General features: G+C 43.2%; 27 protein-coding genes. 13 read left to right on the top strand and 14 right to left on the bottom strand.

Annotated features, from left to right (window positions below):
• Positions 1 to 39: 39 nt before the first annotated feature.
• From KXQ82_RS16495 to KXQ82_RS16485, 3 genes are all read right to left on the bottom strand, one after another.
• Positions 40 to 1,230, bottom strand: a complete 1,191-nt coding sequence (locus KXQ82_RS16495) for a GAF domain-containing sensor histidine kinase (RefSeq protein WP_219489557.1) — start codon at positions 1,228 to 1,230, stop codon at positions 40 to 42.
• Positions 1,231 to 1,313: 83 nt separating this feature from the next.
• Positions 1,314 to 2,516, bottom strand: coding sequence for a chromate efflux transporter (gene chrA, locus KXQ82_RS16490; RefSeq protein WP_219489556.1), 1,203 nt, complete (start codon positions 2,514 to 2,516; stop codon positions 1,314 to 1,316).
• 7 nt (positions 2,517 to 2,523) lie between these two features.
• On the bottom strand, positions 2,524 to 2,859 hold the full coding sequence (locus KXQ82_RS16485; RefSeq protein ID WP_219489555.1) for a tetratricopeptide repeat protein: 336 nt from the start codon (positions 2,857 to 2,859) through the stop codon (positions 2,524 to 2,526).
• 58 nt (positions 2,860 to 2,917) lie between these two features.
• Here KXQ82_RS16485 and KXQ82_RS16480 point away from each other — a divergent pair, with 58 nt between their 5' ends.
• From KXQ82_RS16480 to KXQ82_RS16455, 6 genes are all read left to right on the top strand, one after another.
• Complete coding sequence (locus KXQ82_RS16480) at positions 2,918 to 3,655, top strand: electron transfer flavoprotein subunit beta/FixA family protein (RefSeq protein ID WP_219489554.1); 738 nt, start codon at positions 2,918 to 2,920, stop codon at positions 3,653 to 3,655.
• A 68-nt stretch (positions 3,656 to 3,723) separates the two neighbouring features.
• Positions 3,724 to 4,695, top strand: a complete 972-nt coding sequence (locus KXQ82_RS16475) for an electron transfer flavoprotein subunit alpha/FixB family protein (protein ID WP_219489553.1) — start codon at positions 3,724 to 3,726, stop codon at positions 4,693 to 4,695.
• Positions 4,696 to 4,733: 38 nt separating this feature from the next.
• Positions 4,734 to 5,339, top strand: a complete 606-nt coding sequence (locus tag KXQ82_RS16470; RefSeq protein WP_219489552.1) for a bifunctional nuclease family protein — start codon at positions 4,734 to 4,736, stop codon at positions 5,337 to 5,339.
• 244 nt (positions 5,340 to 5,583) lie between these two features.
• Positions 5,584 to 6,873 carry a nucleoside permease gene (locus tag KXQ82_RS16465; protein ID WP_219489551.1) on the top strand — a complete coding sequence of 430 codons (1,290 nt, stop codon included), beginning with the start codon at positions 5,584 to 5,586 and terminating at the stop codon, positions 6,871 to 6,873.
• A gap of 198 nt (positions 6,874 to 7,071) precedes the next feature.
• On the top strand, positions 7,072 to 7,419 hold the full coding sequence (locus tag KXQ82_RS16460) for a helix-turn-helix domain-containing protein (RefSeq protein ID WP_219489550.1): 348 nt from the start codon (positions 7,072 to 7,074) through the stop codon (positions 7,417 to 7,419).
• Between the two features lie 218 nt (positions 7,420 to 7,637).
• Complete coding sequence (locus KXQ82_RS16455; RefSeq protein WP_219489549.1) at positions 7,638 to 7,940, top strand: hypothetical protein; 303 nt, start codon at positions 7,638 to 7,640, stop codon at positions 7,938 to 7,940.
• Here KXQ82_RS16455 and ung read toward each other — a convergent pair.
• The gene (gene ung, locus KXQ82_RS16450; RefSeq protein ID WP_219489548.1) at positions 7,937 to 8,614 is read right to left on the bottom strand and encodes a uracil-DNA glycosylase; all 678 of its coding nucleotides are present in this window, start codon (positions 8,612 to 8,614) and stop codon (positions 7,937 to 7,939) included. The genes KXQ82_RS16455 and ung overlap by 4 nt on opposite strands.
• A 73-nt stretch (positions 8,615 to 8,687) precedes the next feature.
• On the opposite strand from ung, the gene KXQ82_RS16445 reads away from it, so the two are divergent.
• Complete coding sequence (locus KXQ82_RS16445; protein ID WP_219489547.1) at positions 8,688 to 9,242, top strand: DUF2892 domain-containing protein; 555 nt, start codon at positions 8,688 to 8,690, stop codon at positions 9,240 to 9,242.
• 39 nt (positions 9,243 to 9,281) lie between these two features.
• Here KXQ82_RS16445 and KXQ82_RS16440 read toward each other — a convergent pair whose 3' ends face one another.
• Positions 9,282 to 9,488, bottom strand: a complete 207-nt coding sequence (locus KXQ82_RS16440) for a hypothetical protein (protein WP_219489546.1) — start codon at positions 9,486 to 9,488, stop codon at positions 9,282 to 9,284.
• A 286-nt stretch (positions 9,489 to 9,774) separates the two neighbouring features.
• Entirely contained in the window at positions 9,775 to 11,496 is a 1,722-nt protein-coding gene (gene lysS, locus KXQ82_RS16435; protein ID WP_219489545.1) for a lysine--tRNA ligase, read from the bottom strand.
• A gap of 166 nt (positions 11,497 to 11,662) precedes the next feature.
• Here lysS and smc point away from each other — a divergent pair, with 166 nt between their 5' ends.
• Positions 11,663 to 15,199, top strand: a complete 3,537-nt coding sequence (gene smc / locus KXQ82_RS16430) for a chromosome segregation protein SMC (protein ID WP_219489544.1) — start codon at positions 11,663 to 11,665, stop codon at positions 15,197 to 15,199.
• Positions 15,200 to 15,250: 51 nt separating this feature from the next.
• Positions 15,251 to 15,712 (top strand): hypothetical protein, encoded by a 462-nt coding sequence (locus KXQ82_RS16425; protein ID WP_219489543.1) that lies wholly within the window; start codon positions 15,251 to 15,253, stop codon positions 15,710 to 15,712.
• Positions 15,713 to 15,735: 23 nt separating this feature from the next.
• Here KXQ82_RS16425 and KXQ82_RS16420 read toward each other — a convergent pair whose 3' ends face one another.
• The 6 genes from KXQ82_RS16420 to KXQ82_RS16395 form a co-directional block, all read right to left on the bottom strand.
• A complete protein-coding gene (locus KXQ82_RS16420) occupies positions 15,736 to 15,969 on the bottom strand; it encodes a UPF0175 family protein (RefSeq protein WP_219489542.1) in 234 nt (77 codons plus the stop codon).
• A gap of 196 nt (positions 15,970 to 16,165) precedes the next feature.
• Entirely contained in the window at positions 16,166 to 16,774 is a 609-nt protein-coding gene (locus KXQ82_RS16415; protein WP_219489541.1) for an HAD family hydrolase, read from the bottom strand.
• Entirely contained in the window at positions 16,774 to 17,241 is a 468-nt protein-coding gene (locus KXQ82_RS16410) for a hypothetical protein (RefSeq protein WP_219489540.1), read from the bottom strand. Before KXQ82_RS16410 ends, KXQ82_RS16415 begins: the two co-directional genes overlap by 1 nt.
• An 8-nt stretch (positions 17,242 to 17,249) precedes the next feature.
• Complete coding sequence (locus tag KXQ82_RS16405; protein WP_219489539.1) at positions 17,250 to 17,909, bottom strand: ABC transporter ATP-binding protein; 660 nt, start codon at positions 17,907 to 17,909, stop codon at positions 17,250 to 17,252.
• Between the two features lie 112 nt (positions 17,910 to 18,021).
• Positions 18,022 to 20,592 (bottom strand): M1 family metallopeptidase, encoded by a 2,571-nt coding sequence (locus KXQ82_RS16400; RefSeq protein WP_219489538.1) that lies wholly within the window; start codon positions 20,590 to 20,592, stop codon positions 18,022 to 18,024.
• A 359-nt stretch (positions 20,593 to 20,951) separates the two neighbouring features.
• A complete protein-coding gene (locus tag KXQ82_RS16395) occupies positions 20,952 to 21,218 on the bottom strand; it encodes a hypothetical protein (RefSeq protein ID WP_219489537.1) in 267 nt (88 codons plus the stop codon).
• Positions 21,219 to 21,302: 84 nt separating this feature from the next.
• Between KXQ82_RS16395 and sucC the strand changes: the two genes are divergently transcribed.
• Entirely contained in the window at positions 21,303 to 22,496 is a 1,194-nt protein-coding gene (gene sucC, locus KXQ82_RS16390) for an ADP-forming succinate--CoA ligase subunit beta (RefSeq protein ID WP_219489536.1), read from the top strand.
• 91 nt (positions 22,497 to 22,587) lie between these two features.
• Here the strand turns inward: sucC and KXQ82_RS16385 are convergent, their stop codons facing one another.
• Positions 22,588 to 23,238: a DUF4279 domain-containing protein gene (locus KXQ82_RS16385; protein WP_219489535.1), complete on the bottom strand. Its 651-nt coding sequence runs from the start codon at positions 23,236 to 23,238 to the stop codon at positions 22,588 to 22,590.
• A 65-nt stretch (positions 23,239 to 23,303) separates the two neighbouring features.
• On the opposite strand from KXQ82_RS16385, the gene KXQ82_RS16380 reads away from it, so the two are divergent.
• Positions 23,304 to 23,603 (top strand): hypothetical protein, encoded by a 300-nt coding sequence (locus tag KXQ82_RS16380; protein WP_219489534.1) that lies wholly within the window; start codon positions 23,304 to 23,306, stop codon positions 23,601 to 23,603.
• Positions 23,604 to 23,664: 61 nt separating this feature from the next.
• Here the strand turns inward: KXQ82_RS16380 and KXQ82_RS16375 are convergent, their stop codons facing one another.
• Positions 23,665 to 23,967 (bottom strand): GIY-YIG nuclease family protein, encoded by a 303-nt coding sequence (locus KXQ82_RS16375; RefSeq protein ID WP_219489533.1) that lies wholly within the window; start codon positions 23,965 to 23,967, stop codon positions 23,665 to 23,667.
• A 674-nt stretch (positions 23,968 to 24,641) separates the two neighbouring features.
• Here KXQ82_RS16375 and KXQ82_RS16370 point away from each other — a divergent pair.
• The gene (locus KXQ82_RS16370; protein WP_219489532.1) at positions 24,642 to 25,040 is read left to right on the top strand and encodes a hypothetical protein; all 399 of its coding nucleotides are present in this window, start codon (positions 24,642 to 24,644) and stop codon (positions 25,038 to 25,040) included.
• Entirely contained in the window at positions 25,037 to 25,237 is a 201-nt protein-coding gene (locus KXQ82_RS16365; protein ID WP_219489531.1) for a helix-turn-helix transcriptional regulator, read from the top strand. Before KXQ82_RS16370 ends, KXQ82_RS16365 begins: the two co-directional genes overlap by 4 nt.
• Positions 25,238 to 25,272: the final 35 nt, after the last annotated feature.

The following is a 25,272-nucleotide window of genomic DNA, read 5'->3' as shown; positions in this document are numbered from 1 at the left end:
AACCACCTGGCTACCCTTTTTTGTTATATAACCGTTTGGTTACCGGTTATTATTAATGATGATGATAAACTTTGAGCCTTCGCCGAGCTTACTTTCTACCCGTATAGTAGCGTTTATCTGATCGATAAATTCTTTTACCAGCATCAGGCCAAGGCCGCTACCTTTTTCGTTTTGCGTACCCAGTGATGTAGTGGCCTGAGTAGTTTGCGTAAACAGGCGCGAAAGTGTTTCCTGCGACATACCCACACCTGTGTCTGCAATTGTTATTTGAGTTGCCGTGTCCTGTTTAACTGCAGCTATAGTAATTGTACCATTCTCGGTAAACTTGTTGGAATTACTTACCAGGTTGCGTAAAATAAACTTGATCACTTGCTTGTCAATACCAACGGTTACGTCGTTATCCACCCTGTTCAGCAATTCGTTATTTTTCATTTTAGCACCGAGCGCATCGGCGGTAAGTATGTCATCAACCAGCGCTTTCAGGTTTATTTCATCGGCGGCATAAGCAGCTGAGCTTAATTGCAGTTGCCCCCAGTTTACTACGTTATCCACCATTTCGATGGTACTATCCAGTTGTGTGCTTATCATATCCAGCATTTCGCTGGCCGTTTGCTCATCAATGGTATCATCCTGTTTAAAGTTAATAACCGATTTTATAGATGCCAGCGGGTTACGCACATCATGCGCCACTATAGATATGATACGTTTTTGTGTTTCGGTAAAATGATGGAGCTGCTTATTTTTCATGCGCAGTTCGGCAACCTTAATTACGTTGCCCGCCAACACCTTTAATGCAAAACGCTGGCGCTCTGTTAAAACACGCGGTGCGCTGTCAATAACGCAAAGGGTACCCAACCTGCTGCCTGATTCGGTAACTAAAGGCATTCCCGCGTAAAAACGAATTTCGGGTCCACCGGTAACCAGCGGGTTATCGCTAAAGCGGATATCCTTTAAGGCATCTGGTATCTCAAAAAGTTCGTCCTGTAATATGGCATGGCCACAAAAAGATACCTCGCGGGTAGTTTCGGTAGCATCAAGGCCTACTTTTGCCTTAAACCACTGGCGTTCGGTATCTAATATGGTAATGAGTGATATAGGCGTATTGCACAGATCCGAAGCTAACTGAACGATCTCATCAAATTCAGTTTCTTCGGGAGTATCCAATAGTTGGCTACGGTAAACATCCTGCAAACGTTTATCTTCATTTGCCGGAAATATAGGGGCTATCATGTTACAAAAATAATAAAATCAACACATTACAAAAAACATTACGACTACGTTTAATTTCTGATCTGCTTTGGCAACAAGCCCGATCAAAAGAACCACCCTAATAAAACGCCTGCCAAAATTAGCCAGGGTGTTTTTACAGGTGTGAATTTGAGCAGTAAAAAAGTAACGATTACAATAACGTACGATAATACATTTATACCCAAAGGCTGGGTAAGCAAAATGAGCGCGGTTGCCATAAACCCCACTGCTACCGCATTGATACCGCTAAGCGAATTTTTGATACTGGTAATTTTACGCAGGTCATTCCAAAAGGGTACAATGAAGAGTATCAATATCAACCCCGGGAGATTAATACCTATTACCGCCACTACACTGCCTATAATGGTGCCGTAAAAGCCACTGCCGTTATTGCCCATGGCCAGACCGCCCAAAAATGAGGTAAATGAGAATGTAGGGCCAGGAATGGCCTGCTGCAGCGCATATCCCGAAAGGAACTCGGTAGCGGTAAGGTAATGCTTTACCTCTACAAACTCGGTATACATCAGGGGAACCAAAACCTGGCCGCCGCCAAAAATGAGAATGCCGTTACGGTAAAAATTCTCGAACAAACGGATAGGCAAACTAAATGGTGAGGTACGGCTTACTACCGCACCCAAAGCGCCAAAAAACAGTAGGATACCGATAAAGTAAGCCACCTTTCGGGGATTAACGTTAGCGAACAGGTTTACCCGCAACTGGGTTTCCTGCGGCGGCGATTCGAGCGCCGACGATATGATGCCGCCCATCATAATCAGTATTGGGAAGGCGTAGGCATTTTGCAAAATGAGCGTAGTAAGCAGCGAGCCTATGGCCAGCATGCTGTTTATCTTTGTTTTTAAAAATTTATGGGCAAAGGTATAGGTGGCATAAGCTACAATACCCACTGCAATGGGTTGTATAAAGCGCAGTATCTCTGTGTACTTAGAGTGCGATACAAACATTTTGAAGCTGATGGCCGCCAGGCACATGATGGTTGCCGATGGGATGATCCAGATCAAAAATGTAATAATGGCTAAAGGCAGCCCGCCGTATTTCCAGGCTATCCCCACAAGGGTTTGGGTGGATGAGGGGCCGGGCAATATCTGCGAAAGCGCGTTAAGCTCCATTAGTTCATCTTCTTTAATGTATTTACGCTTTTCGGAAAACTCGCGCAGCAAAATAGCTATATGCGCCTGCGGGCCACCGAATGAGGTAAGCGTGTAAAAAAACACATCGCGAAGAAAAATGAAATGGCGTTTTCTTAACATCAATTAATCAATAATCATCGTCATCATCATCAAAACCTTTAAGTTCCATGTACACAGCTTGCAGTTCGGATAGGGCATGGTTGTCGCGCAAGTCCTTGGCAATGAGCATACCTGTTTCGTAAGTTTTTACAGCATCATCTTTCCGGTTAAGCGCTTCGTACAATTTGCCCAGGTGGTAATAAGTACCTACATAACGCGGGTGGTTTTTAATAAGGTCCTCATAGTAAAACAAAGACTTATCTGTTTCGTTTAGTCGTAAATATTCAGTGGCAAGGGCGTATTTTAAAAATTCGTCGTTAGGTTCATCTTTAAAAAAATCGAGCAACTTATCTAATCGTGTCATTTTGTGTTTTTATACGCTGTATTTTTAATTAATTTTGTACAAACCAATTTCATAACTGATGAAAATATTAGTTTGCATAAGTAACGTTCCCGATACGACCACAAAAATAACCTTTACCGATAACAACACCCAATTTAATACTGCGGGTGTACAGTTTATATTAAATCCTTACGATGAGATTGCTTTGGCACGTGCCGTTGAACTTGCCGAAGGTGGTAAAGGTACGGTAACCGTTATTAATGTTGGCGAAGTTAATACAGAACCAACCATCCGCAAAGCTTTGGCCATTGGCGCCGACGATGCCGTTAGGATAAACGCAAAACCGCACGACGCTTATTTTGTAGCTTACCAAATAGCGGAGTACGCCAAAGCAAACGCATTTGACCTTATACTGACCGGCCGCGAGTCGATTGACTATAACGGTGCTAAGGTGGCGGGTATGATTGGTGAATTTTTAGATATCCCATCGGTATCCATCATCAAAAAGTTAGATATTGATGGTACAAGCGCGACAGTGGAGCGTGAGATTGAAGGCGGTAAAGAAGTAATTACTATCCCCTTCCCTTTTGTAGCGGGTACTGCAGAGGGTGTTGCCGAGTGGAAGATACCCAATATGCGTGGCATCATGTCGGCACGTACCAAACCTTTGAACGTCATCGAACCGAAAGAGATAAAAACATTATCAGAAATTATCAGCTTTGAAACACCTGCACCACGTGGCGCGGTTAAATTGGTACCGGCAGATGATGCCGCCAAACTGATTGATTTGTTACATAACGAGGCGAGGGTTTTTTAGCCCCCTAACCCCCTAAAGGGGGAACAACAACGACTAACTATAACACAAGAACTTAATAACTACGACACATGTCAGTTTTAATATACGCGGAGAATGCCGATGGCAAGTTTAAGAAGTCAATTTTCGAAGCGGTTTCTTACGCTAAGGCCATAGCTGATCAGAATAATACCAACCTTGTTGCCATATCAATCGGCAATGTTGCTGCAGGCGAATTAGCCGCTTTAGGTAAATACGGAGCTGCTAAAGTGCTTAATGTAAGCAACGATAAACTAAAAAGCTTCATTAACCAGGCCTACGCGTCGGTAATTGCCGAGGCTGCTAAAAAAGAGGGGGCAAATATTGTTGTGCTATCTAATTCCTTTTCGGGAAAAGGTTTGGCCCCGCGGATAGGTGTTAAGTTGGAGGCCGGTGTGGCAGATGGCGCGGTAAGTTTGCCTGAAGCAGGTAGTGCTTTTAAATTAAAAAAGACAGCCTTTTCGGGAAAAGCATTTGCGACTGTTGAACTGACATCAGCAAATAAAGTAATCTCATTAACACCAAACAGCTATAAAGTTGTGGAAACGGGTGGTACAGCTACTGTTGAAGATTTCAATTCGGAAGTAAAAGAATCTGATTTTAAAACCATCATCAAAGAAATAGTAAAAGCTACAGATAAGGTATCATTACCTGATGCTGAGCTGGTTGTATCAGCAGGGCGTGGCTTAAAAGGCCCCGAAAACTGGGGTATGATTGAAGAGCTGGCCAACCTGTTAGGTGCGGCAACGGCATGCTCAAAACCTGTATCTGATGCGGGCTGGAGGCCACACAGCGAACACGTTGGACAAACCGGTATAGCTGTCAGTCCAAATTTGTATATTGCGATAGGAATTTCGGGCGCTATACAGCACTTAGCGGGTATCAGTTCGTCAAAGGTTATTGTAGTGATAAACAAGGATCCCGAAGCGCCGTTCTTTAAAGTTGCCGATTATGGTATTGTTGGCGACGCGTTTGAAGTTGTACCAAAACTAATTGAAGCTGTTAAACAATTAAAGGCTTCATAATATAAAAGACTGACGATTAGGTTGTGATGGGTAATAGCATGAAAAAAATTAAGCTCGACATAGTAGGTTTGTCATACAGCCAAACCCAGTCGGGTGCATACGCGTTGGTATTAGGCGAAGTTAGCGGCCGCCGCAGGTTACCTATTATTATAGGCAGCTTTGAGGCACAAGCCATTGCCATCGAGATTGAGAAGATGACACCCAGCCGCCCCTTAACGCACGATCTGTTCAAGAGTTTCGCGCAAGCTTACAGCATTAACATACAGGAGATCATTATTTACAACCTGGTGGATGGTATATTTTACTCCAAGCTCATCTGCAGCGATGGCAAAAAAGTAGTGGAGATAGATGCCCGCACCAGTGATGCCATAGCCATGGCCGTAAGGTTTGAGTGCCCTATATTTACTTACGAGTTCATCCTGTCATCGGCAGGGATAGTTATTGAGGGTAATGATTTTGTTTACCTCGAAAACATTAATGAGCCTAACGAAGAGAATGCGGTTACTACAGCCGCAACAGGTGGTGGCTACGGCGGTTTAAGTACCGATGAGCTAAAATCAAAACTATCTGAAGCATTGGCCGAAGAATCTTATGAGAAGGCTGCTAAAATAAGGGATGAACTGAATAAGAGGAAGGCATCCTGATTTGATGTAATATGGAAGAGGTAAGATGGAATATGTATGTTACCGACACAACTCGCCAATTTCAAAATGTGTTTAATTTTCAACATAACAAACAATAATCGTTTGTTTATACGCCAATAAAAGCAAATTTTATTTTTTCTCGCCTAATAGCTTTTAAATTATCGCCTCATAATTTTCGCTTTTTACTTTTATTTCCTTACTTTCCGTTTTTAATTATCTAACATAATATAAAACCTGCTGCTGTATGAATATTAAGTTCCGCTTAATACTGATGAATTTTATGCAATTTTTTATCTGGGGGGCATGGCTCATTACCATAGGTGCTTACTGGTTCCAAAATAAAGGCTGGTCTGGCGCGCAGTTCGGGGCTATCTTTTCCACTATGGGTATCTCGGCCATATTTATGCCTGCCATTACCGGTATCATATCCGACAAACTTATTAATGCCGAAAAACTTTATGGCATTATGCACATTTTAGGTGCTATGGTTTTGTTCAGTATACCAATGGTAACTAATCCTACGGCATTCTTTTGGGTGATATTATTAAACATGGTATTCTATATGCCAACTTTATCGCTTTCTATTACCGTAGCTTACTCGGCTTTAAAAGCCACAGGTAAAGATGTAGTAAAAGACTATCCACCTATCCGCATCTGGGGAACAATAGGCTTTATTGCCGCACTGTGGGTGGTAAGCTTAACGCATAACGAAACTTCGGCAAACCAGTTTTATATCGCATCGGCAGTATCATTAGCGTTGGGTATCTATTCGTTCACTCTACCAAAATGCCCGCCGTTGTTAAACAAAAAGACCGAAACATCACTCAAGGCAAAGCTCGGTCTAAACGCATTCGAATTGTTCAAAATGCCAAAATTTGCCATATTCTTCGCATTCTCGATGTTATTGGGCGCAGCATTGCAATTAACAAATGCTTATGGCGATACTTACATTCACGATTTTAAAAACGTTGCTGCTTATAAAGACCTGCTGGCCGTAAAATATCCTGCCATCATTATGTCCATATCACAGGTATCCGAAACGCTGTTCATTTTAGCCATACCGTTCTTCTTACGTAAATTCGGTATAAAATACGTTATGCTCATCAGTATGCTGGCCTGGGTGTTAAGGTTTGGTTTATTCGCTTTCGCTGATCCTGATAGCGGTTTATGGATGATCATCCTGTCATGCATTGTATATGGTATGGCTTTCGATTTCTTTAATATTTCAGGCTCGCTATTCGTGGAAACTCTGGCTCCTGCCGAAATACGCGGCAGTGCGCAAGGTATGTTCATGATGATGGTAAATGGCTTCGGTGCATTTTTCGGCAGCATTATCAGTGGTGCCGTGATACAGCATTTCTTTACCTATGCCGATCAGAGCAAAAACTGGCACGGCATCTGGCTTTCTTTTGCAGGATACGCCTTGGTAATTGCTGTTATATTCCCTCTTGTTTTCAGGTACAAGGATACTACTATGCAAAACACCAGCTTAGCAGATCTGCACGGAGCGGGCAGCACCGACCCGGCTGTATAAAGTTTTTTTTCTGACACACCTTTCCCCTATCATGTCATTTCTTTCCCGCAAACGGATCGAAATGACATTTTTATTTACTAAAAAGTAAGCATTGTAACTTTTTGGATATTACTTTCGTACAAATTTGTAATGCAATGCGTTATTGCTTGTATTATTATTGAACATCTACCCTACATCCTTGAAAAACAACAGAAAGAAATGAAAATTTTGGCGACAAACATCCGTATGCTAAGGCACCAGCACAACTGGAGCCAGGAAGATATTGCAAACCGCTTAGGTATATCTATCCCGGCTTTCTCTAAAATTGAAACCGGTATTACCGATGTTAACTTATCGCGTATTGAGCAAATTGCAAATGTATTCGGCGTACCTGTAACAAGACTCCTGTCGGACGAAGAAGAAGAGCAAAATGAAGAGCCCCAACAATTACTGATCGACGCGGTGAAGAAAAAGATCGCCGAAAGGGAAGAAGAAATAAATGCACTGCAACGAAAAGTTATTGTGCTTTATGAAGAGCTTAGAAAAAAGCACAGCGTGCTGGTTTAACAACACTCAAAATGTATGTAGCAGATATACTACATATTAATTATACTTTGATACGTTCTCAGCATCCGGACAGCCAAAGCTGCCGGGCTTATGTGCATAAAGGTTAAATATGGCTGGTATATTTTAGTAAAAGTTAATTAAGCAAGCAAATCATACAGCAAGCTACCTATAATATTGCATTGGTTTAATAATTGCTGTTTGTTACTAAACCAACTACTATGAACTCGAATTATTTAATATCTATATCAGAAAGTGGTGCTTCAAAAAAGCAAACGATACACGATACAGAAAGTAAACTCAAAATAGGTGTGGTAGATTTGGTTAAAGCAAGTTTTAAGCCCAAAAAGGGTGAACTGCATTATTATGTATCGGCAGGGGGCAGCGATATGTTACTCGCTTTTGAAACTGAAGGATACAAAAAGCATAAAAACCTATTAGTATTGGATATGATAGCACGCTACTGTGTTTACCTTGGCTTTGGCGAAGCCATTATCCACTCTACTTTACCCGGCATTAGTTAATGAATTTGCCAGTCGATGGGTTGTTTGCCTTCGCGCGCTAATATCTCGTTCGTTTTTGAAAATGGCTTGCTGCCAAAGAAGCCCCCATGTGCAGATAATGGTGATGGGTGCACACCCGATAGTATAGTATGCTTATTGGCATCTATAAATTTAGCTTTACTTTTGGCAAAGCTGCCCCATAGTATAAATACAACACCATCTCTTTTATCGGATATTTCCTGTATTACCTTATCAGTAAAAGTTCCCCAGCCCGAGTTTTGATGTACGTTGGCCTCGCCCTCGCGTACTGTTAACGTCGCATTAAGCAATAGTACTCCTTGTTTTGCCCATTCGGTAAGGTCGCCATGGTTTGGGGTAACAAAGCCCGGTATATCGGTTACCAGCTCTTTATAAATATTTTGTAATGATGGCGGTATGCGCACACCGCGTTGAACCGAAAACGAAAGGCCGTGTGCCTGGCCTGCGCCATGATATGGGTCTTGCCCTAAAATAACTACCTTAACTTCATCAAAAGGTGTTTGGTTAAAGGCATTGAAAATATCGCTACCCTTAGGGTATATTTTATAGCCTGCTTCCTTTTCGTGTTTTAAAAAAGCTTTGAGTTTTACCATGTAATCCTTCTCAAACTCGCCCTTTAAAACATGCAGCCATGAGGCCTCCAAATCAATCGACATAAATGTAAAACAGCTATTGGTTAACAATACAAATAAACGGATATTTGCACTGTTTTTAAACGAACAAAAAATTATGTCGAATATAATCAGGTTAGTTACTTCTTGTATAGTTTTTGGTGCTGCTGTGGCACTATGTGTTTTTGGCTTTTGGTGGTGGGGTGTGCTGGTATTTGTTATTGGCGCGCTGGTGTTACTTACTTATTTTTTAAACGAGAATATGTTGCTTGCGCAATACCATATGCGTAAAGAAAAAATGGACCAGGCACAGGCTGCGCTGTTAAAAATAAACGATTACGAAAAAGAACTGCACAGAACCCAGCATGGTTATTACAACCTGTTAATGGGCTTGATCGAGTCGCGCACAGCGCCGTTAAAATCCGAAAAGTATTTTAAGAAGGCACTGTCTTTAGGCATGAAAATGTCGCACAATACCGCCCTGGCTAAATTAAGCCTTGCCGGGATATCGATGGCAAAACGCAATAAACGCGAAGCTGAACAGTATTTAAAAGAAGCTACTAAAGCGGATACAAATAAATTATTGGCCGAACAGATAAAAATGATGAAAGCGCAGATGGGCCAAATGGATAAACAACAGGTTGTACGCGGTGGTTACCGCCAACAGTTTTAAAGGCAATTTATCTTGATGATAGACGGAGCGTGCAAACGCTTACTTTTCATCAAGGTGGCTGTAGTAATCAGATTTTGATGCCTGCAAGTCATCGCCAAAATCACGGTCGTAAATGGCATCGTTTTCCGACTGATCAGAAACCTCTACAATTTTTAGCAGGCTGCGGATAAATGACAGGTTAAACTTACTACGGTTAAGTTTAATCAGGTATTCGTTTTCGGTTATTTCCAGGCTGGTGTTTATCATAACGCTTTGCATTTCTATGGATTATAAAAGTATACAATCAATTTCGTGCCAAAGTTTTGAAAATCTTAACTTTCGATTAAGTTTTTGTAAAGTATCAACGGATGTTGGGAAATAGTTGAGGGGGTCCTTTTAAAATATAAAATAAGAAGGGGTAGAAAAAGAGGTTCAATTGTAACTTCTTTTGGGGCGTTGCCTGCGGCCCGGGCTATACGCTACAAGTCCTCGCCGCTGATAGAAGCGGACTCCGGGCTTTCCGCTTCTATCCCTAACGCGGGCTTTGCTTTATTTACACGAACCATGCCATCACCTCATCCTTTGCAGGCATGGCAATATCAAGCTTTAATTTTTTGCGCATCCCGCCAAGGTCGTTAAATACTTTGTTGGGGTTGCCCGCTTTTAATTCCTCAATGGTATTGAAGCCCATTTTGTTAAGCACAGGCACCCATTCGGCCGGGATGCCGATATTTGTAAAGTCTTCAATGGTTACCACTTTGGCTTTCTTTTCGGGGCGCATTTGCGGGAAGAAGAGTACTTCCTGTATGGTGGTCTGCCCTGTCATCAGCATCACCAGGCGGTCGATACCGATACCAAGGCCCGATGTTGGCGGCATACCGTATTCCAGTGCGCGAAGAAAGTCTTCGTCCATCGCCATAGCTTCTTCATCGCCACGGCCGGCTAATATCAATTGCTCTTCCAAACGGCCGCGCTGATCGATAGGGTCGTTTAGCTCGGTATAGGCGTTGGCAATTTCTTTACCCATTACAAACAGCTCAAAACGCTCTACCAAACCGGGTTTGCTGCGGTGCTTTTTGGCAAGCGGCGTCATCTCGATAGGGTAATCGGTAATGTATGTTGGCTGTATCAGGTGGTGCTCAACTTTCTCGCTGAATATTTCGTCAACCAGTTTTCCTTTGCCCATAGTTGGGTCAACCTGTATGCTCAATTGCTTACATACCTCGCGCAAGCCGGCCTCGTCCATTGCTGATACATCGATACCTGTATATTTCAGGATACTGTCATACATAGAAAGCTTTTCGTACGGACCCGCAAAGTTGATCTCATGCTCGCCAAATTTAACCAAAGGCGAACCATGAATAGCGCGGGCAACTTTTTCCAAACATTCCTCAACCATAGCCATCATCCAGATATAATCTTTATAGGCCACATATATCTCAACCGACGTAAACTCGGGGTTGTGGGTGCGGTCCATACCCTCGTTACGGAACATTTTACCGAACTCATAAACGCCGTCAAAGCCTGCTACTATCAGTCTTTTTAAATATAATTCGTTGGCTATGCGCAAAAACAAAGGCATATCCAGAGTATTGTGAAAGGTATTGAAAGGCCTTGCAGCGGCACCGCCGTGTACGCCCTGTAATATCGGTGTTTCTACTTCCATCCAGCCATTGCTATCAAAATAGCCCTGCATGGTGCGGATAATTTTTGAGCGGTTGATGAATATCTGTTTAAACTCCGGGTTAACCGTTAAATCCACGTAACGCTGGCGGTAACGCATTTCCGGGTCGGTAAAGGCATCATGCACGGTACCATCCTCGTCGCGCTTAACAACGGGTAGCGGTTTTAATGATTTTGACAAGATCGTCAATTCCTTTACGTGAACAGATATCTCGCCTGTTTGAGTAATAAATACATATCCTTTTACACCAATAAAATCGCCAATATCCAACAGCTTTTTAAATACGGTATTGTATAGGGTTTTATCCTCATCGGGAGATATATCATCGCGCTTAATGTACAGCTGCACGCGGCCTGTTGCATCCTGTATCTCGGCAAACGAAGCGCTGCCCATAATACGGCGGCTCATAATACGGCCGGCTATGGTTACATCCTGGTATGCGCTTTGGTTAGCTTCAAAGTTTTCGGCAATATCCTTTGCAGTAACATTCACAGGGAATGTTTCAGGAGGATAAGGATCGATACCTAAATTACGTAGCTGCTGCATTGCCTCGCGGCGAAATATCTCTTGTTCGGATAAACCAATACTCATATGATAACTCTTTTTAACGGACTGCAAAAATAGGATTTTATGCTTAGAGTTCTAAGCGCTTTTATTTATGTGCAAATTATTCAAAAAAAGCCCCTTTGGTTTTAAAATTTGAATTATTTATGCTTTATTTAAGGTTCAGAATTTGATGAGGGCCGTTCAGTAAAAAATGCAGCTTACACGTTTAGAAGTTAAAGGGTTTAAAAGTTTTGGTGATAAGATCACCATCAATTTTAACGAGGGCATCACTGCCGTTGTTGGCCCTAACGGCTGCGGAAAATCGAACGTGGTTGACTCCATACGCTGGGTACTGGGCGAGCAAAGCACCCGTATGTTACGCTCCGAAAAAATGGAGAACGTGATATTTAATGGCAGCAAAACCCGTAAGCCGGGTAACCTGGCCGAAGTATCACTTTCGTTCGATAATACAAAGAACATCCTGCCTACCGAATTTTCGCAAGTTACCATTACACGCAAATTGTACCGCAGCGGCGAAAGCGAATATTGGCTGAATGATGTACAATGCCGCCTGAAGGATATTACCGACCTATTCCTGGACACAGGAATAGGGGCGGACTCCTACTCTATCATTGAGCTGAAGATGATAGAAGAGATCATCAGCAATAAGGAGAACTCGCGCCGTAACTTGTTCGAGGAAGCATCGGGCATATCAAAATACAAGCTTCGCAAAAAGCAAACTTTTAATAAGCTTAAAGATACCGAAGCCGACCTGGAACGGGTTGAAGACTTGCTTTTTGAGATAGAAAAAAACCTGAAAACATTAGAGAACCAGGCAAAAAAAACCGAGCGTTATTATAAGATAAAGGAGCAGTATAAAACCCTGAGTATTATGCTGGCATCGTTCAGGATAGTATCCTTTAGTGAGTCGCTGGCGGGAATTGAAGACCTGGAACAGAAGCAACGCGAAGGGAAAACCGGGATTGTTGCAGCAATAGATAAATTAGAAGCGGCTTTACAGCAACAAAAGCTGGACAGCCTTACCAAAGAGAAAAACTTATCGGTACAGCAAAAAGCCACTAATGAATATGTGGGCAAAATACGTGCGTACGAGAGCGAGAAAAAGATAAAGAACGAGCAGCTACGATCGCAGCAGGATAAGGAAAAGCGTTTGAGCGAAGAGTTGGAGCGCGATACAAAAGAACTTAATCACGTACTGTACAACATTAAGCGCCTATCAGAAGAGCGGATGCAGGAGGAGGAAACTTTTGAGACCATCCGTGCAAACGTAAGCGAACTGAAAACTACGGTTGATGAATCGCGGCAGGAACAGGCAGCGGCAAAGGCAGAGTTGGATGAGATCGTCAACATCAATAACCGCCTGCAAAACCAAATTTATAAGGCGGAGAAAGACCTCGACATACTGAAGATTCAGCAACAGGCTTTGGAGCAGGAAAGCCAGCGCAATATGGAAGATGCCAGCAGTAAAGAGGCTGAGCTATCCAGCTTTAATGAAGCCATTACCGGGTTGGAAAGCCAGGCCGGGATATTGCAAAAAGAACACCAACTGGCTGTTGACCTGGAAAATAAGCTTAATCAGCAAATAAAAGATACCGAAGAAGAGCTTAATTTTTTAAAGGATACCCTTACGCGGGAAAGCCGTAAACTGGATGCCAAACAAAATGAGTACAACCTGACCAAGAGTTTGGTGGATAACCTGGAAGGCTTCCCCGAGTCGATACGGTTTTTAAAGGGTAATACCAGTTGGGCCAAAAACGCGCCGTTATTTAGCGATGTGTTGTTTTGCCATGAGGCTTACCGTGTGGCTATTGAAAACTACCTTGAGCCTTTTATGAACCACTACGTGGTTGAAAGCTATGATGAAGCCATAAAAGCTATAAACCTGTTAAGCAGTTCATCGCGGGGCAGGGCGCAGTTTTTTGTATTGAGTAATTATGCTAAAGATATACCGGCACGCCACCTGCATGAAAACTGGATTGCAGCATTAGATGTAATTGAGGTTGATAGCAGGTACCTCCCATTATGTAACCATTTGCTCAACAATGTTTACCTGGTAAACGATGGTACCGAAGCGGACCTAAACAGCAGCGAACTACCCGGCAATGCCATTATATTGGGTAAGAGCGGCAAATTCAGTAAATCGAAACTGACCATGGCCGGTGGCTCGGTGGGTTTGTTTGAAGGTAAGCGCATTGGACGTGCCAAAAACTTAGAAAATCTGGCTAAGGAAATTAAGGTCGCCGATAACGAAATTACAAAATACAGATCCAAGATCGAAGAGTTGCAAAGCCGTTTAACATCATTGAAAGCATCGGGTAAACAAGCCGAAATCAATCAGAAGCAACAGGAATTGAACCGCCTGAATACTGAACTGGTGACCGTGCAAACCCGCCGGGAGCAGTACCAAACCTTTATTGAAAGCAGCCGTAACCGCAAAGATGATATTGCGCGCAAAATAGCCAGCATAACTGATGAGGCTTTAAAGTTGACCCCTGCCCTCGAAGAGTATAAAACTCAAAAAGAGATACAAGGCGACCTGCTCGCCGAAAAGCAAATTACCTTTGCGGAATTGGCCGAAATGGTAACCGTACGATCAAACCAGTATAACCAGGAGAACATCAAATTCCATCAGCAGCAAAATAAGGTATCAGGTTTGTTAAAAGACCTTGATTATCGCGAAACGCAGCAGGAAAACCTGGATAAACGTATCAAAATAAACAGCACAGAGTTGACGGTTGTAAAAGCCGCGATAATGGAGATACTGCAGCATACCGATCACTCGGATGATGACCTGCTTGAAATGTACAGCCAAAAAGATGAGCTGGAAAAAGCTGTACAACAGGCGGAGGAAGATTATGCGGGCGCACGCAACGCGATCACGGAAACCGAAAACCAGGTAACTATATTAAGGCGTAATAAGGATAATTTTGAAGAAGCAGAAAATGAGTTAAAGGATAAAAAGAATAACCTTAAACTGGAACTGAATGCTTTAAAAGAGCGCCTTTCGGTTGAGTTTAATATTGATATTCAAGACCTGATAGATACAGAGGTACCCGCAGATGATACCGAAGAAGGCCTGCGTGATAAAACCGAAAAGTTAAAAAGGCAGCTCGATGATTTTGGCGCCATAAACCCCATGGCCGTTGAGGCTTATAACGAAATGAACGAGCGTTATACCTTTATACAGGCGCAAAAGAAAGATCTGGCGGAAGCCAAAGCATCGTTAATGGCAACGATACAGGAGATTGACGATACCGCCCGCGAAAAATTCATGGATGCCTTTGGCAGGATACGCGAGAACTTTATCAAGGTATTCCGTTCCTTGTTTAACGAAGAGGATTCTTGCGATCTGATCCTGTCGGACCCGAATAACCCGCTTGATTCAGATATCGACATTATTGCAAAACCAAAAGGAAAAAGGCCATTGTCTATCAATCAACTTTCGGGTGGTGAAAAGACTTTGACGGCAACGGCTATCTTGTTCTCGCTTTACCTGTTAAAACCTGCCCCATTCTGTATTTTCGATGAGGTTGACGCGCCGCTGGATGATACCAATATTGATAAGTTCAATAACATCATCCGCAAATTCTCCAGCGAATCGCAATTCATCATCGTATCGCATAATAAACGCACCATTGCCAGCGCCGATATTATTTACGGGGTTACTATTGTTGAGCAAGGGATTTCGCGGGTAGTACCGGTGGATCTGCGGGAGTTGGTGGATTAGAGAGGTTAAATATCATATTATACTCTTATTAGAAATTTCATACCTTTAATTATGGAGTTTAACTTAAAAGATATAAATCTTAATAGAGCAGAAGAACTCGCAATAATAACTGCTTCTTTAATATTACCTGCTCCATTAAGCTTATTCATTATTGATAGTAAATTATTTTGGCAGGCTGATATTTTTAAAATTTTACTGATTTCCGTTTCTACATTGGGTACGTTCTACTTGATAAACTATGGTATATCTACAATATTTTTTTGGCTTTCACCAGACTCAAAAGAGGACGACAATCTAAACTTCACTTTGGTTTTACCCATGATAATCCAAAATATTATCGTACTTACTTCAATAACTAATTTGGCGTTGAGAAAGTTGTTTGGTACATATTCAAAAGAAGAACTTGTCAGAGGGAGCTGCGAAACAGTCTTTCTCGTTTTTATAATTCTCTATGTATTTTTATTCGTTCTCGCTATCAGAAAATATCGAAAAAAACAAAAAAGACTTAGGTAAATCGATCATTACTTAATGTCTTGTCATTTTGAAATTCTTGCGACATCGGCCATTACATCATCGTATGAATAATTGATATAACTCACTCCATAATCGCCAAGAATTTCGGCAAACTCTGCTTTGGTTAGGCTAACCATCTCTGCAGCTTGCCCCAATGACAACTTCCCAGACTCATACAATTTAGCTGCAAGAAAACGGACGGTATCATTATGATTTTCTTCCAGAAAATCAGGAACCTGAAGTGTCGTCGTAGTCATTATATTCTATTTAACTATTAAAGGTAGCAATAATTGTGCAAATGTGGGAACAATGTGCGTATTTGCAGATGTACAAATGAAGATCCACTCTCTTTCGAATATCGCTTTGTAAAGTTTTCTCCTGTTGGCCGAAATGACAGGGTTTAGAAGCAATTAGTCATTTGCACATACGCACATTTTCGAATTTCGCATTTATCTACCCCTGGTAAAACTCTAAATAATCAACTCCCGCGGCTGCGGCGCAGAGTTCGTCGGTTTCGGTGTTGCCTATCATTACTATGTCGCGGCGCTCAAGGTTGTGCGTTTTTAATATGTAATGCAGGGCATCGGGCTCTGGTTTGGGTATAATCTCATCCGCAAAATAGCAGGTAAGATAATTTTCGAGGCCATGCCACTCGGTTTGCCTTATTTTATTGAGCTGCTGCTGCGGGTTGCCGTTGGTGAGTATAAATATCTGTTTACGATCGATCACTATCTCCTGCAAAAGGGCTAAAGCATTCTTATACAGCAGCAATTTTAATGGTAACCTTGCGGTGCTGTGCAGCAGGTTAAAGTTATAGCGGTATTGTTCGTCAATCAGAAATTTTTCCTGTACACGGTCGAAAATATGGGCGCTGCCTTCCTGTTCGTAAGTTTCTGTTATTAATTTAATGAGTACTTTGGCATCAAGCAACTCCTTATATTCTAAAAATCCGGCAAAAAGATAGTAAACCTGCAAAAGGTAGTCTTTTTCGGGATACAGCACATCGTCCAATTCGAAAACGAAGGCTTTTTTTTGCGGGTCGATATCTGCGTAATTAAACATTAGTCGGCAGTAAAAATATGGTATGCTCCGGAGTCTGCAATACTAAAAACGCCATCAGTAAGCTCATGCGGGTGGTTTACTTCCCTATTTCCGGCTATTACCTCGCTCCTGTTCATCACTACAATGCTGCCATCGCTTATATTAGGATGCCGATTTATCAGTTCTGTTTTTGGTATGATGAGTTGGATATCAAACTCTAAAAACAATTGACGCGACTGGGCCAGGGGCAATAATTCGCTTTTTCTGAGTGGCAGCAGCATGCTTATACCATTATCCAAACAAAGTGTCAGCATTTCGTGCGCGAATGAGGGGCTTTCAGGATTTGGTGTTTTTATCATCGCACCACTTTTCACCATCAGTTCGGGTATATCTAAATAATCGCCCAGTAAAACATTTTCAATTTTACTCAACAGGCTTTTAAGCTTATATGCCTGTGCCGAATTTGCCGCTGTTATTAAAACGCTCATATCTGCTGTTATAAATGGTCAACAATTAACCCATCCTTCATCAATACCTTACGGTCGGAAATATTAGCTAACTCTTCGTTGTGCGTAACGATAATAAAGGTTTGCTTAAAATCGCGGCGCAGATCAACAAACAACTGGTGCAATTCGCGCGCGTTTTTTGAATCCAGGTTACCCGATGGTTCATCGGCCAGTATCAAAGCAGGATTATTTACCAAAGCCCTTGCTACTGCAACGCGTTGCTGCTCGCCACCGGATAGCTGGTTGGGTTTATGATGGAGCCTATCGCTTAAGCCAAGCATTTCTAATAAACTCTTTGCTTTTTTTTCTGATTCAGCTTTTGATGTGCCTGCGATGAAAGCCGGGATACATACATTTTCGAGCGCGTTAAACTCGGCCAATAAGTGGTGGAACTGAAAAATAAAACCGATCTCTTTGTTCCTGAAATTACTGAGCTGGCGTTTGCTGAGTTTGCTTACATCGGCGTTCTTAATAGATACAGTGCCCGAATCTGCCTTATCCAAAGTACCGATAATATTAAGCAAAGAACTTTTGCCCGCTCCGGATGCGCCAACGATGGATACGATCTCGCCGTGCTCAACAGTGAGGTCAACACCTTTTAGTATCTGCAAACTACCGTACGATTTTTTGATGGACTGGACTTTGAGCATGGGGCAAATTTAATATAAATGTGCAAATGTGGGGATGTGCAGATGTGCAAATGAAATTTATTCCGCTTACAGATTTGACAAATTTAAAAAGTTGTCAAATCTACCCCGTGCTCTATTCAATCACCACCACCCTTGGCACTAACTTACCACTTGCGCGTATCAAATTATCGGTACTTTGTTGAATTTTGGCTTTTAGTTTTTCGTTGTAGTTGGGATGCGCGGCTAAAAATTCGGTGACGATGTGCGCGGCTTCGGCGCTTTGGTAGCTGCCGAAAGTTGATGATAACCACGATTGAGGGAAGAAGATATCGCCGGTTGACTGGATGGTCTCCAACATATCTAAACTTTTAGCTAAATACTTTACTGATGTGGCTTGCCTTAGCGGGTGGTGCAGGTAGCCGAGGGCAGTGAGTACATTGGCTTCTTTTGCACGGTTCTTTAAATCGGCCAGGCTGGCAAAGAATTGATCGCGCACCTTAATATCATTTGATAGTGCCGGGCGAATAAATTGGACACGTTTTTGCCTGTCGGGATTGGTAATTCGGGCGTACTGTTGGGTAAGGATGGTGGTATCTGCATCATTGCGAAGGGCGAGTGAGAAAGCCATGCCGGTATAATCTTCTTCGGATAGTTTTACACCCGCGGGTGGCTGTTGCTGCTTCCATACATTATAGATATTGCTACGAGCATTGGCGCTCAAATAAATACTTTGATAAGTGCTGAACAGTATCTTTTTATTGTTGGCAGCAGTTTGCTGCTGCATGGCCTGCCATAAAGCGTTCTCCAGGTTTTCGTTTACTTTGAGGCGGGTTTGGGGATTGATAAACTGCCAGTAAATACTGCTGATATATCCCGTTATTTGTTTCAAGCTCATTTCTTCTTTTTCGGTGCCGAGGGCATGGGTATAAACATTGAGCAAAGCCTCAGGTTTGATATAGCGGCCTGCCAGCATGTTCTCGTACAGTGAAATATAAGCCGAGGTGCGCTGTAACGGACTTTGGATATTATCCAGCGAGTTATACAGATCTCCATCGGTTGGGAACAAGCCATAACCTTCGCCGCCGGAGTTGAACAGGATGTAAGCGGGGCGTTTCATCCCTTCCGTTTCTTTAAAATCGAATACGCCTTTAGTCATATTCACTGTAATGGTTTTGGGCTGCTGGCCACCCCAAAATAACGTTACGTCGAAACTTTGCGGCCATGTACGCGGGGCGCCGTGCTCAGCGTGCTGTATCAGTAAAAAGCGTTTTATTTTTCCGTTTTTAGATACAAGGCTATAGTTGAATACCGGCCTGCCGGGTTGGTTTACCCAGGTATTGTTCCAGGTGTTGAGGTCTTCGGTGGTGTATTTATCAAGTATTTTGATCAGGTCGGGCCAGGTGGCGTTGCGGTAGGCGTAGGTTTTAAGGTACTCGCGCAGGCCGTTCTGGAAGTTTTCTTTACCCATCAGCAGTTCCAGCTGGCGCATCATAATGGGGGCTTTGTGGTAGATGATATTGCCGTAAAGTGAGCCTGCATCTTTTAGGTTATCGAGCGGTTGGCGGATGGAGTTAGCACCGGGTGTTCTGTCGATACCGTAAGCGGCGGGGAAATGGTCGGTTAAAAATTTGAGGTTGAAGGTCTCCTCTCCCATCAGCGAGCCGGTTACCTTGTCGGCCATAAAGTTGGCAAACACTTCTTTCATCCATACATCGTTAAACCAATCCATGGTCACCATATCGCCAAACCACATGTGCGCGGTTTCGTGGGCGATGAGGTTTAGGCGGGCAATGATCTGCTCCTGCGTAGCGCTGGCATCTAAAAACAGGCTCGATGCTTTATACTGCACTTCGCCGGGATGTTCCATACCGCCGAACTGGAAATCGGGCACGGCTACAAAACCCATTTTTTGGAAGGGGAAAGGTATCTGTGTCCAATCCTGCAAAAAGTTTACAGCATCGGCATGAGCCTTGAATATGGCATCGGTGCTGAGTTTTATTTTGGTTTGGTCGGTTTCGCGGTATAAAAAGTCGGGATTGAGTTTGCCTATGTTTTGCGTTGCCGTGAAGTATTTACCCGCGGTGAAGGAGAAGAGGTAGGTACTTAGGGTATCCGAGGTGCGGAAGCGGTAGGTTTTATTGGTGGTGTTAACGGTTGAATCGATGATGAGGCTGTTGGATAATGCCTTCCATGTTGTTGGCAGGTTAAGGGTAAGCAGGAAGGTGGCTTTTAAATTAGGCTGATCAAAGCATGGGAAGACGGTTCTTGCCCTATCGGGGACGAAGAGTGCGTAAAGGTAATCATCGTTGCGGTTGAGGGCGCCGTTGCCTGCGAGGAAACTTATTTGCACAATGTTTCTGCCCGGAACCAGGTATTTAGACTCGAGCAGCAGGTGTTCTTTATTGTGTTTTATCTCCGCCGCTTTGCCGTTGATGGTGATGGTTTTGATGCGTTTGGGATCTTCTTTAAAATCGAGTTGTAAGGGTTCGGTGCCTGGTATGTATTCGAAGGTGAGAATTTCTTCAGCTTGTATGTCGGTGTTTTTTTCAGCTGGGATGGTGAGGGTTAAGGTGTATTGCGGATGGCTGATGTGGGTTTTGCGGTAGTCGGATAAAGTTTTGGATACACCGGGTTGTACTGTTGTTTGGGCTTGGGTTGTGGTGATTATGAATAGTAATATGATGATTAATAATGGGAAGCGCATGATTTGTGTGTTTGAACGCAAATTACTGCAAAATTTGTTGTTTCGGAATAACAAAGTGGTGACACTTGGTTTCGATAAAGCTGTATAGGCTCGCTCATAGCCGCGAGGGGCTTAGTTACTTTGTAGCCACAAAGTAACCAAAGGGCTTGTCAGCAGGAGGCTTCTTTCCGCTCAGGGCCATGCCGCACAAGCCGTCAGAACTCACGGGCTGCAACCTTTCGCCCCTGCTGCGCTCGCTCCCGCCCTACGCTTCAGGCGAAAATTGCTATGCCCTTCCCACCACGCTACCCTACACGTTCTGCCCCCTTTTGGCCGAAGCTTCCCTGCTGACTGGAGAAATTAGAATCAAGATGTGAGAATCAAGAATTAAGACGAAAGCCCGCGTTAGGGATAGTAGTGGAAAGCCCGGACGAAGCCCGCATCTGTAATGCCGTGGCCCCGCCTTCGCTAAAGCTATGGCGGGCGAAGGAGGAGTTGTAACGGATAGCGCGGGCCGAAGGCAACGCCCACAAATCTTGACCGTTGATTTTAATGATTACGTTGATTTCGCTGATTTCAAAGTCAATTATTTTAAAATCTGAATCGATCCCGGTAGCTATCGGGACAACGTCCGATATCGTTTGCATAAATAGTTCAATAAAAATGGTATTAAGCTTTATACTAACCGTTCAATTTAATAGCTTTACCGCACAAATACTTCAAATTAAGAGATGAATATTCACGAATACCAGGGTAAAGCTATACTAAAGAGTTTTGGTGTACGAGTTCAGGAAGGCATTGTTGCCGATACCGTTGAACAGGCTGTTGAGGCCGCTAAGAAAATGAAGGACGACTATGGGTCGGACTGGGTAGTTATTAAGGCGCAAATACATGCCGGTGGCCGCGGTAAAGGTGGCGGTGTTAAGCTGGCCAAAAACATTGAGGAGGTTAAAGAACGTGCCAACGCTATTTTAGGCATGACGTTGGTAACCCCGCAAACCGGCCCTGAAGGTAAGTTAGTGAGCAAAATTTTGGTTGCACAGGATGTTTATTATCCGGGCGAAAGCGCAACTAAAGAGTTTTACATGGGTGTATTGCTTGACCGTGCCAAAGGCCGCAACATTATTATGTACAGTACCGAAGGTGGTATGGATATTGAAGAGGTTGCCGAGCACACACCGCACCTGATATTTAAAGAAGAAATTGACCCTAAGGTTGGTTTGCAAGGTTTCCAGGCGCGTAAAATTGCGTTTAACCTGGGCCTGAGCGGTAATGCTTTTAAAGAGATGGTAAAATTTGTTGCCGCTTTATACAAAGCTTACGATGCTACCGATTCGGCGATGTTTGAAATTAACCCGGTATTAAAAACATCGGACGATAAAATATTGGCGGTTGACGCTAAGGTGAATTTGGATGATAACGGTTTGTTCCGTCACCCGGATTTTGCTGCTTTGCGCGATGAGGCCGAAGAAGACCCAACAGAGGTTGAAGCCAGCCACTCGAACCTGAACTATGTGAAGCTTGACGGTAACGTGGGCTGTATGGTAAATGGCGCAGGCTTAGCGATGGCAACTATGGACATCATCAAGATTGCCGGCGGCGAGCCTGCTAACTTTTTGGACGTGGGCGGCACTGCCAACGCGCAAACGGTTAAAGCGGCCTTCAACATTATTTTGAAAGACCCGAACGTTAAAGCTATCCTGATCAACATCTTCGGTGGTATTGTGCGTTGCGACCGTGTGGCGCAGGGTGTTATTGATGCTTATAAAGAAATTGGCAATATCCCGGTACCAATCATTGTACGTTTACAAGGTACAAATGCTGTTGAGGCTAAGAAATTATTGGATGACTCGGGTCTGCAGGTTAAATCGGCTATTTTGCTGAAAGAGGCTGCGGATAGGGTGAAAGAGGTTTTTGCTGCGTAAGTTTTAGTTTATCGTCGGTGGGGACACCGACGATGGAAAATATAAAAAAGCGATGAGAGGTTTTTCATCGCTTTTTTTGCTTTCTTTTTATTTAGTTGAACGGATTTCCCCAAGCCCAAAAATCAAATTCAATTCGCAGGTTTAATTCGCTAAGCATCCTAATACACTCTAAATCAATTATCGTTGCAGCTATATGTTGATTGCCATGGTGGCAATCAACTGCCACATTTATATATGCGTTAGAATTTAAGGCTAACTCCCGAACATCCGCCTCATGCTCTTTCAAGTTTGTTAAAAGTTTTCGTAACTTATCTTCAAAAGCATCGGTTTCGCGATTGGGTTCGTATTCAACAAAACTATATTCATAAGCCGATTTTCCATGCTTTTTTAAATCACCCCTATTATGTGATTTGGTCGGGGATAGATTTATAAACGAGCTTAATTCTGTAAGACCCAATATTTCGGAAGTCGCTCTTAACGAGACAGTATTTCTCGACTCTATGCCAACGTTAAAAATTTCTCTCGCGTCAGAGTCAATGTAAACTGCAAACGAAAAGTGCTCTCCTTCAATAGGTAAATAAGCGACAATCAACCCAATTCGGCCCTCTCTATCAATACGCGAAATTTCAAGTTTACCGTCTAAATAAACCGGTGAATGTATTTCTAAATACTGCTCGGTTGCACCCAACGTCTTTTCAGAAAATTCTTTATAAATTAATTCTCCAACTTGTTCATCTGTCATAGTATTTAAAGTTAATAAAGGTTATAGCTTCTTCAAATAATTAGCATTTGTTTATATTTAAGATCATGCACCCCATCCCCCTCTCCCTCAACAACACCTTCGCCATCGAGCCATACACAAAGCTGTGCGTGCGGCTCATCGTCTTTAAGAACGGCGAGGAATACGTTTGCCGGAAGGAAAGCATTTACAAACTGAAACAGTTTTTGGCTTTGGATGAGGGCCGGGCTTTTAAAGGGCGTTTGCAGTTGGTGAAGCGTGGGGATATTATTGCTGTGGAGGTGAAGGGTGAGGTTTTGGGGATGGTTGGGGTGGCGCGGATCGTAACATTGTTAGATAACAGCAATACCAGCTTAGGCCAAGACTAACCATCACGTCCTTGCGAGCGGTAGCGAAGCAATCTCTGCGCGTGCTATTCGATAAGGCTCTTTATTCCACAAGGCCATCATACAAGTCTTTCCATTCGGGATTGATGAATTCGATCAATTTCAATTTCGCATCCCTGCTGCCTCCTTTTATGGCTTTCTCATACGCAATAGCTTCTACAATGGTTGAATAGCAACAGTAATAAACTAACTTATCACAGCCGTATCTGGCCGTAAAGCTTTTTGGGTGCACTTTATTTTTGTGCTCCCAAATGCGGCCGATAATATCAGACGTTACGCCGGTATATAAAACCGTGTTACGTTTATTAGTAATAATGTAAACGCATCCTCCCTTTTGGAAAACCATTGTGCAAAATACAAATTTGTAATATTATTTGTTGATTGTAAAGTTCGCTACTTTTCTGCGCAGAGATTGCTTCGTACCTCGCAAGGACGTGGTGGTGTAGCCGTCGCTTTTTTAGTTGTAAAGTTCCCTACCTTTTCGCGCAGAGATTGCTTCGTGCCTCGCAAAGACGTGGTGGTATAACCGTCGCCTTTTCACTTGTAAAGTTGACTACCTTTCGGCGCAGAGATTGCTTCGTGCCTCGCAAAGACGTGGTGGTGTAGCCGTCGCCTTTTCACTTGTAAAGTTGGCTACCTTTCGGCGCAGAGATTTCTTCGTGGCTCTCAAGGACGTGGTGGTGTAGCCGTCGCTTTTTTAGTTGTAAAGTTGTCTACCTTTTCGCGCAGAGCTTGCTTCGTGGCTCGCAAGGACGTGGTGGTGTAGCCGTCGCTTTTTTCCTCGTACAGTTGGCTACCTTTCGGCGCAGATTACTTCGTGCCTCGCAAAGACGTGATGGTGCAGTCGCCGCTTTTTTTCCTAGTAAAGTTGGCTACCTTTTCGCGCAGAGATTGCTTCGTTCCTCGCAAGACGGGGTGGCTAGTATACTGATTAAAGACCACTATTTAATTCTTTTTGCAATGTTTACTTGACATTATGAAATGTTTACATATCTTTGTTTATTAATTAAAAACAAGGACATGGAAACAACGATCAAAAAAAAGGCGGAAAAACGCACTATTATTACAGCGCTCATTTGGGGCGTTACTTATTTGCCCATCATCTATTTAATAAAACATGGCGGGTTAGATAAAGGCGTGTCGGTTATGCTCTCGGTGATACCCATCATCACCTTTATCATATACATTTACAGCTACATTAAACAGATGGGCACGTTAGACGAGGTGAAGCAGCGCATCCAGTTTGAGGCGGTGGTAATCGGTTTCGCTTTGAGCCTGCTGTTAATGCTGGTACTATGCCTGTTGGACGTGGCCGGGGTATTGAATGACAAGTATGCAGGCTTTGCTTATCTCGAAATGTACCTGATGGCTTTCTATTTTATCGGGCTGTTTATCGCCAGGAGGAAATACATTGTATGAAAAACACCATAAAAGTTGAGCGTGCCAAAAAGAACTGGACCCAGGCCGATCTGGCCACCCACATCGGCATATCGCGGCAAGCGGTAAACGCTATCGAGACGGGTAAGTTTGTCCCTTCTACCGTGTTGGCCCTGCGTATGGCTACGGCGTTTGAATGTACGGTTGAAGTGTTGTTCCAGTTGGAGGACAATAATTGATTTTTGAATGATTGATTTATTGAGTGATTGATTGT

Origin of the sequence: Mucilaginibacter rivuli, assembly GCF_019391655.1 — a bacterium.
GTDB lineage: Bacteria > Bacteroidota > Bacteroidia > Sphingobacteriales > Sphingobacteriaceae > Mucilaginibacter > Mucilaginibacter rivuli.
The sequence above is the reverse complement of the archived record's forward strand: the minus strand, read 5'-3'. Positions and strand labels throughout refer to the sequence as shown.

Bases quoted from the DNA above. Each gene is read 5' to 3' on its own strand.
- KXQ82_RS16425 (WP_219489543.1), top strand. From the start codon at position 15,251: ATGGAGTTTAACTTAAAAGATATAAATCTTAATAGAGCAGAAGAACTC.
- KXQ82_RS16380 (WP_219489534.1), top strand. From the start codon at position 23,304: ATGCACCCCATCCCCCTCTCCCTCAACAACACCTTCGCCATCGAGCCA.
- KXQ82_RS16440 (WP_219489546.1), bottom strand. From the start codon at position 9,488: ATGATAAACACCAGCCTGGAAATAACCGAAAACGAATACCTGATTAAA.
- KXQ82_RS16465 (WP_219489551.1), top strand. From the start codon at position 5,584: ATGAATATTAAGTTCCGCTTAATACTGATGAATTTTATGCAATTTTTT.
- KXQ82_RS16475 (WP_219489553.1), top strand. From the start codon at position 3,724: ATGTCAGTTTTAATATACGCGGAGAATGCCGATGGCAAGTTTAAGAAG.
- KXQ82_RS16415 (WP_219489541.1), bottom strand. From the start codon at position 16,774: ATGTTTAATTACGCAGATATCGACCCGCAAAAAAAAGCCTTCGTTTTC.
- KXQ82_RS16485 (WP_219489555.1), bottom strand. From the start codon at position 2,859: ATGACACGATTAGATAAGTTGCTCGATTTTTTTAAAGATGAACCTAAC.
- KXQ82_RS16400 (WP_219489538.1), bottom strand. From the start codon at position 20,592: ATGCGCTTCCCATTATTAATCATCATATTACTATTCATAATCACCACA.
- smc (WP_219489544.1), top strand. From the start codon at position 11,663: ATGCAGCTTACACGTTTAGAAGTTAAAGGGTTTAAAAGTTTTGGTGAT.
- chrA (WP_219489556.1), bottom strand. From the start codon at position 2,516: ATGTTAAGAAAACGCCATTTCATTTTTCTTCGCGATGTGTTTTTTTAC.
- KXQ82_RS16445 (WP_219489547.1), top strand. From the start codon at position 8,688: ATGTCGAATATAATCAGGTTAGTTACTTCTTGTATAGTTTTTGGTGCT.
- KXQ82_RS16405 (WP_219489539.1), bottom strand. From the start codon at position 17,909: ATGCTCAAAGTCCAGTCCATCAAAAAATCGTACGGTAGTTTGCAGATA.
- sucC (WP_219489536.1), top strand. From the start codon at position 21,303: ATGAATATTCACGAATACCAGGGTAAAGCTATACTAAAGAGTTTTGGT.
- KXQ82_RS16470 (WP_219489552.1), top strand. From the start codon at position 4,734: ATGAAAAAAATTAAGCTCGACATAGTAGGTTTGTCATACAGCCAAACC.
- KXQ82_RS16365 (WP_219489531.1), top strand. From the start codon at position 25,037: ATGAAAAACACCATAAAAGTTGAGCGTGCCAAAAAGAACTGGACCCAG.
- KXQ82_RS16460 (WP_219489550.1), top strand. From the start codon at position 7,072: ATGAAAATTTTGGCGACAAACATCCGTATGCTAAGGCACCAGCACAAC.
- KXQ82_RS16455 (WP_219489549.1), top strand. From the start codon at position 7,638: ATGAACTCGAATTATTTAATATCTATATCAGAAAGTGGTGCTTCAAAA.
- KXQ82_RS16370 (WP_219489532.1), top strand. From the start codon at position 24,642: ATGGAAACAACGATCAAAAAAAAGGCGGAAAAACGCACTATTATTACA.
- KXQ82_RS16395 (WP_219489537.1), bottom strand. From the start codon at position 21,218: ATGCAAACGATATCGGACGTTGTCCCGATAGCTACCGGGATCGATTCA.
- KXQ82_RS16385 (WP_219489535.1), bottom strand. From the start codon at position 23,238: ATGACAGATGAACAAGTTGGAGAATTAATTTATAAAGAATTTTCTGAA.
- KXQ82_RS16410 (WP_219489540.1), bottom strand. From the start codon at position 17,241: ATGAGCGTTTTAATAACAGCGGCAAATTCGGCACAGGCATATAAGCTT.
- KXQ82_RS16495 (WP_219489557.1), bottom strand. From the start codon at position 1,230: ATGATAGCCCCTATATTTCCGGCAAATGAAGATAAACGTTTGCAGGAT.
- ung (WP_219489548.1), bottom strand. From the start codon at position 8,614: ATGTCGATTGATTTGGAGGCCTCATGGCTGCATGTTTTAAAGGGCGAG.
- lysS (WP_219489545.1), bottom strand. From the start codon at position 11,496: ATGAGTATTGGTTTATCCGAACAAGAGATATTTCGCCGCGAGGCAATG.
- KXQ82_RS16480 (WP_219489554.1), top strand. From the start codon at position 2,918: ATGAAAATATTAGTTTGCATAAGTAACGTTCCCGATACGACCACAAAA.
- KXQ82_RS16420 (WP_219489542.1), bottom strand. From the start codon at position 15,969: ATGACTACGACGACACTTCAGGTTCCTGATTTTCTGGAAGAAAATCAT.
- KXQ82_RS16375 (WP_219489533.1), bottom strand. From the start codon at position 23,967: ATGGTTTTCCAAAAGGGAGGATGCGTTTACATTATTACTAATAAACGT.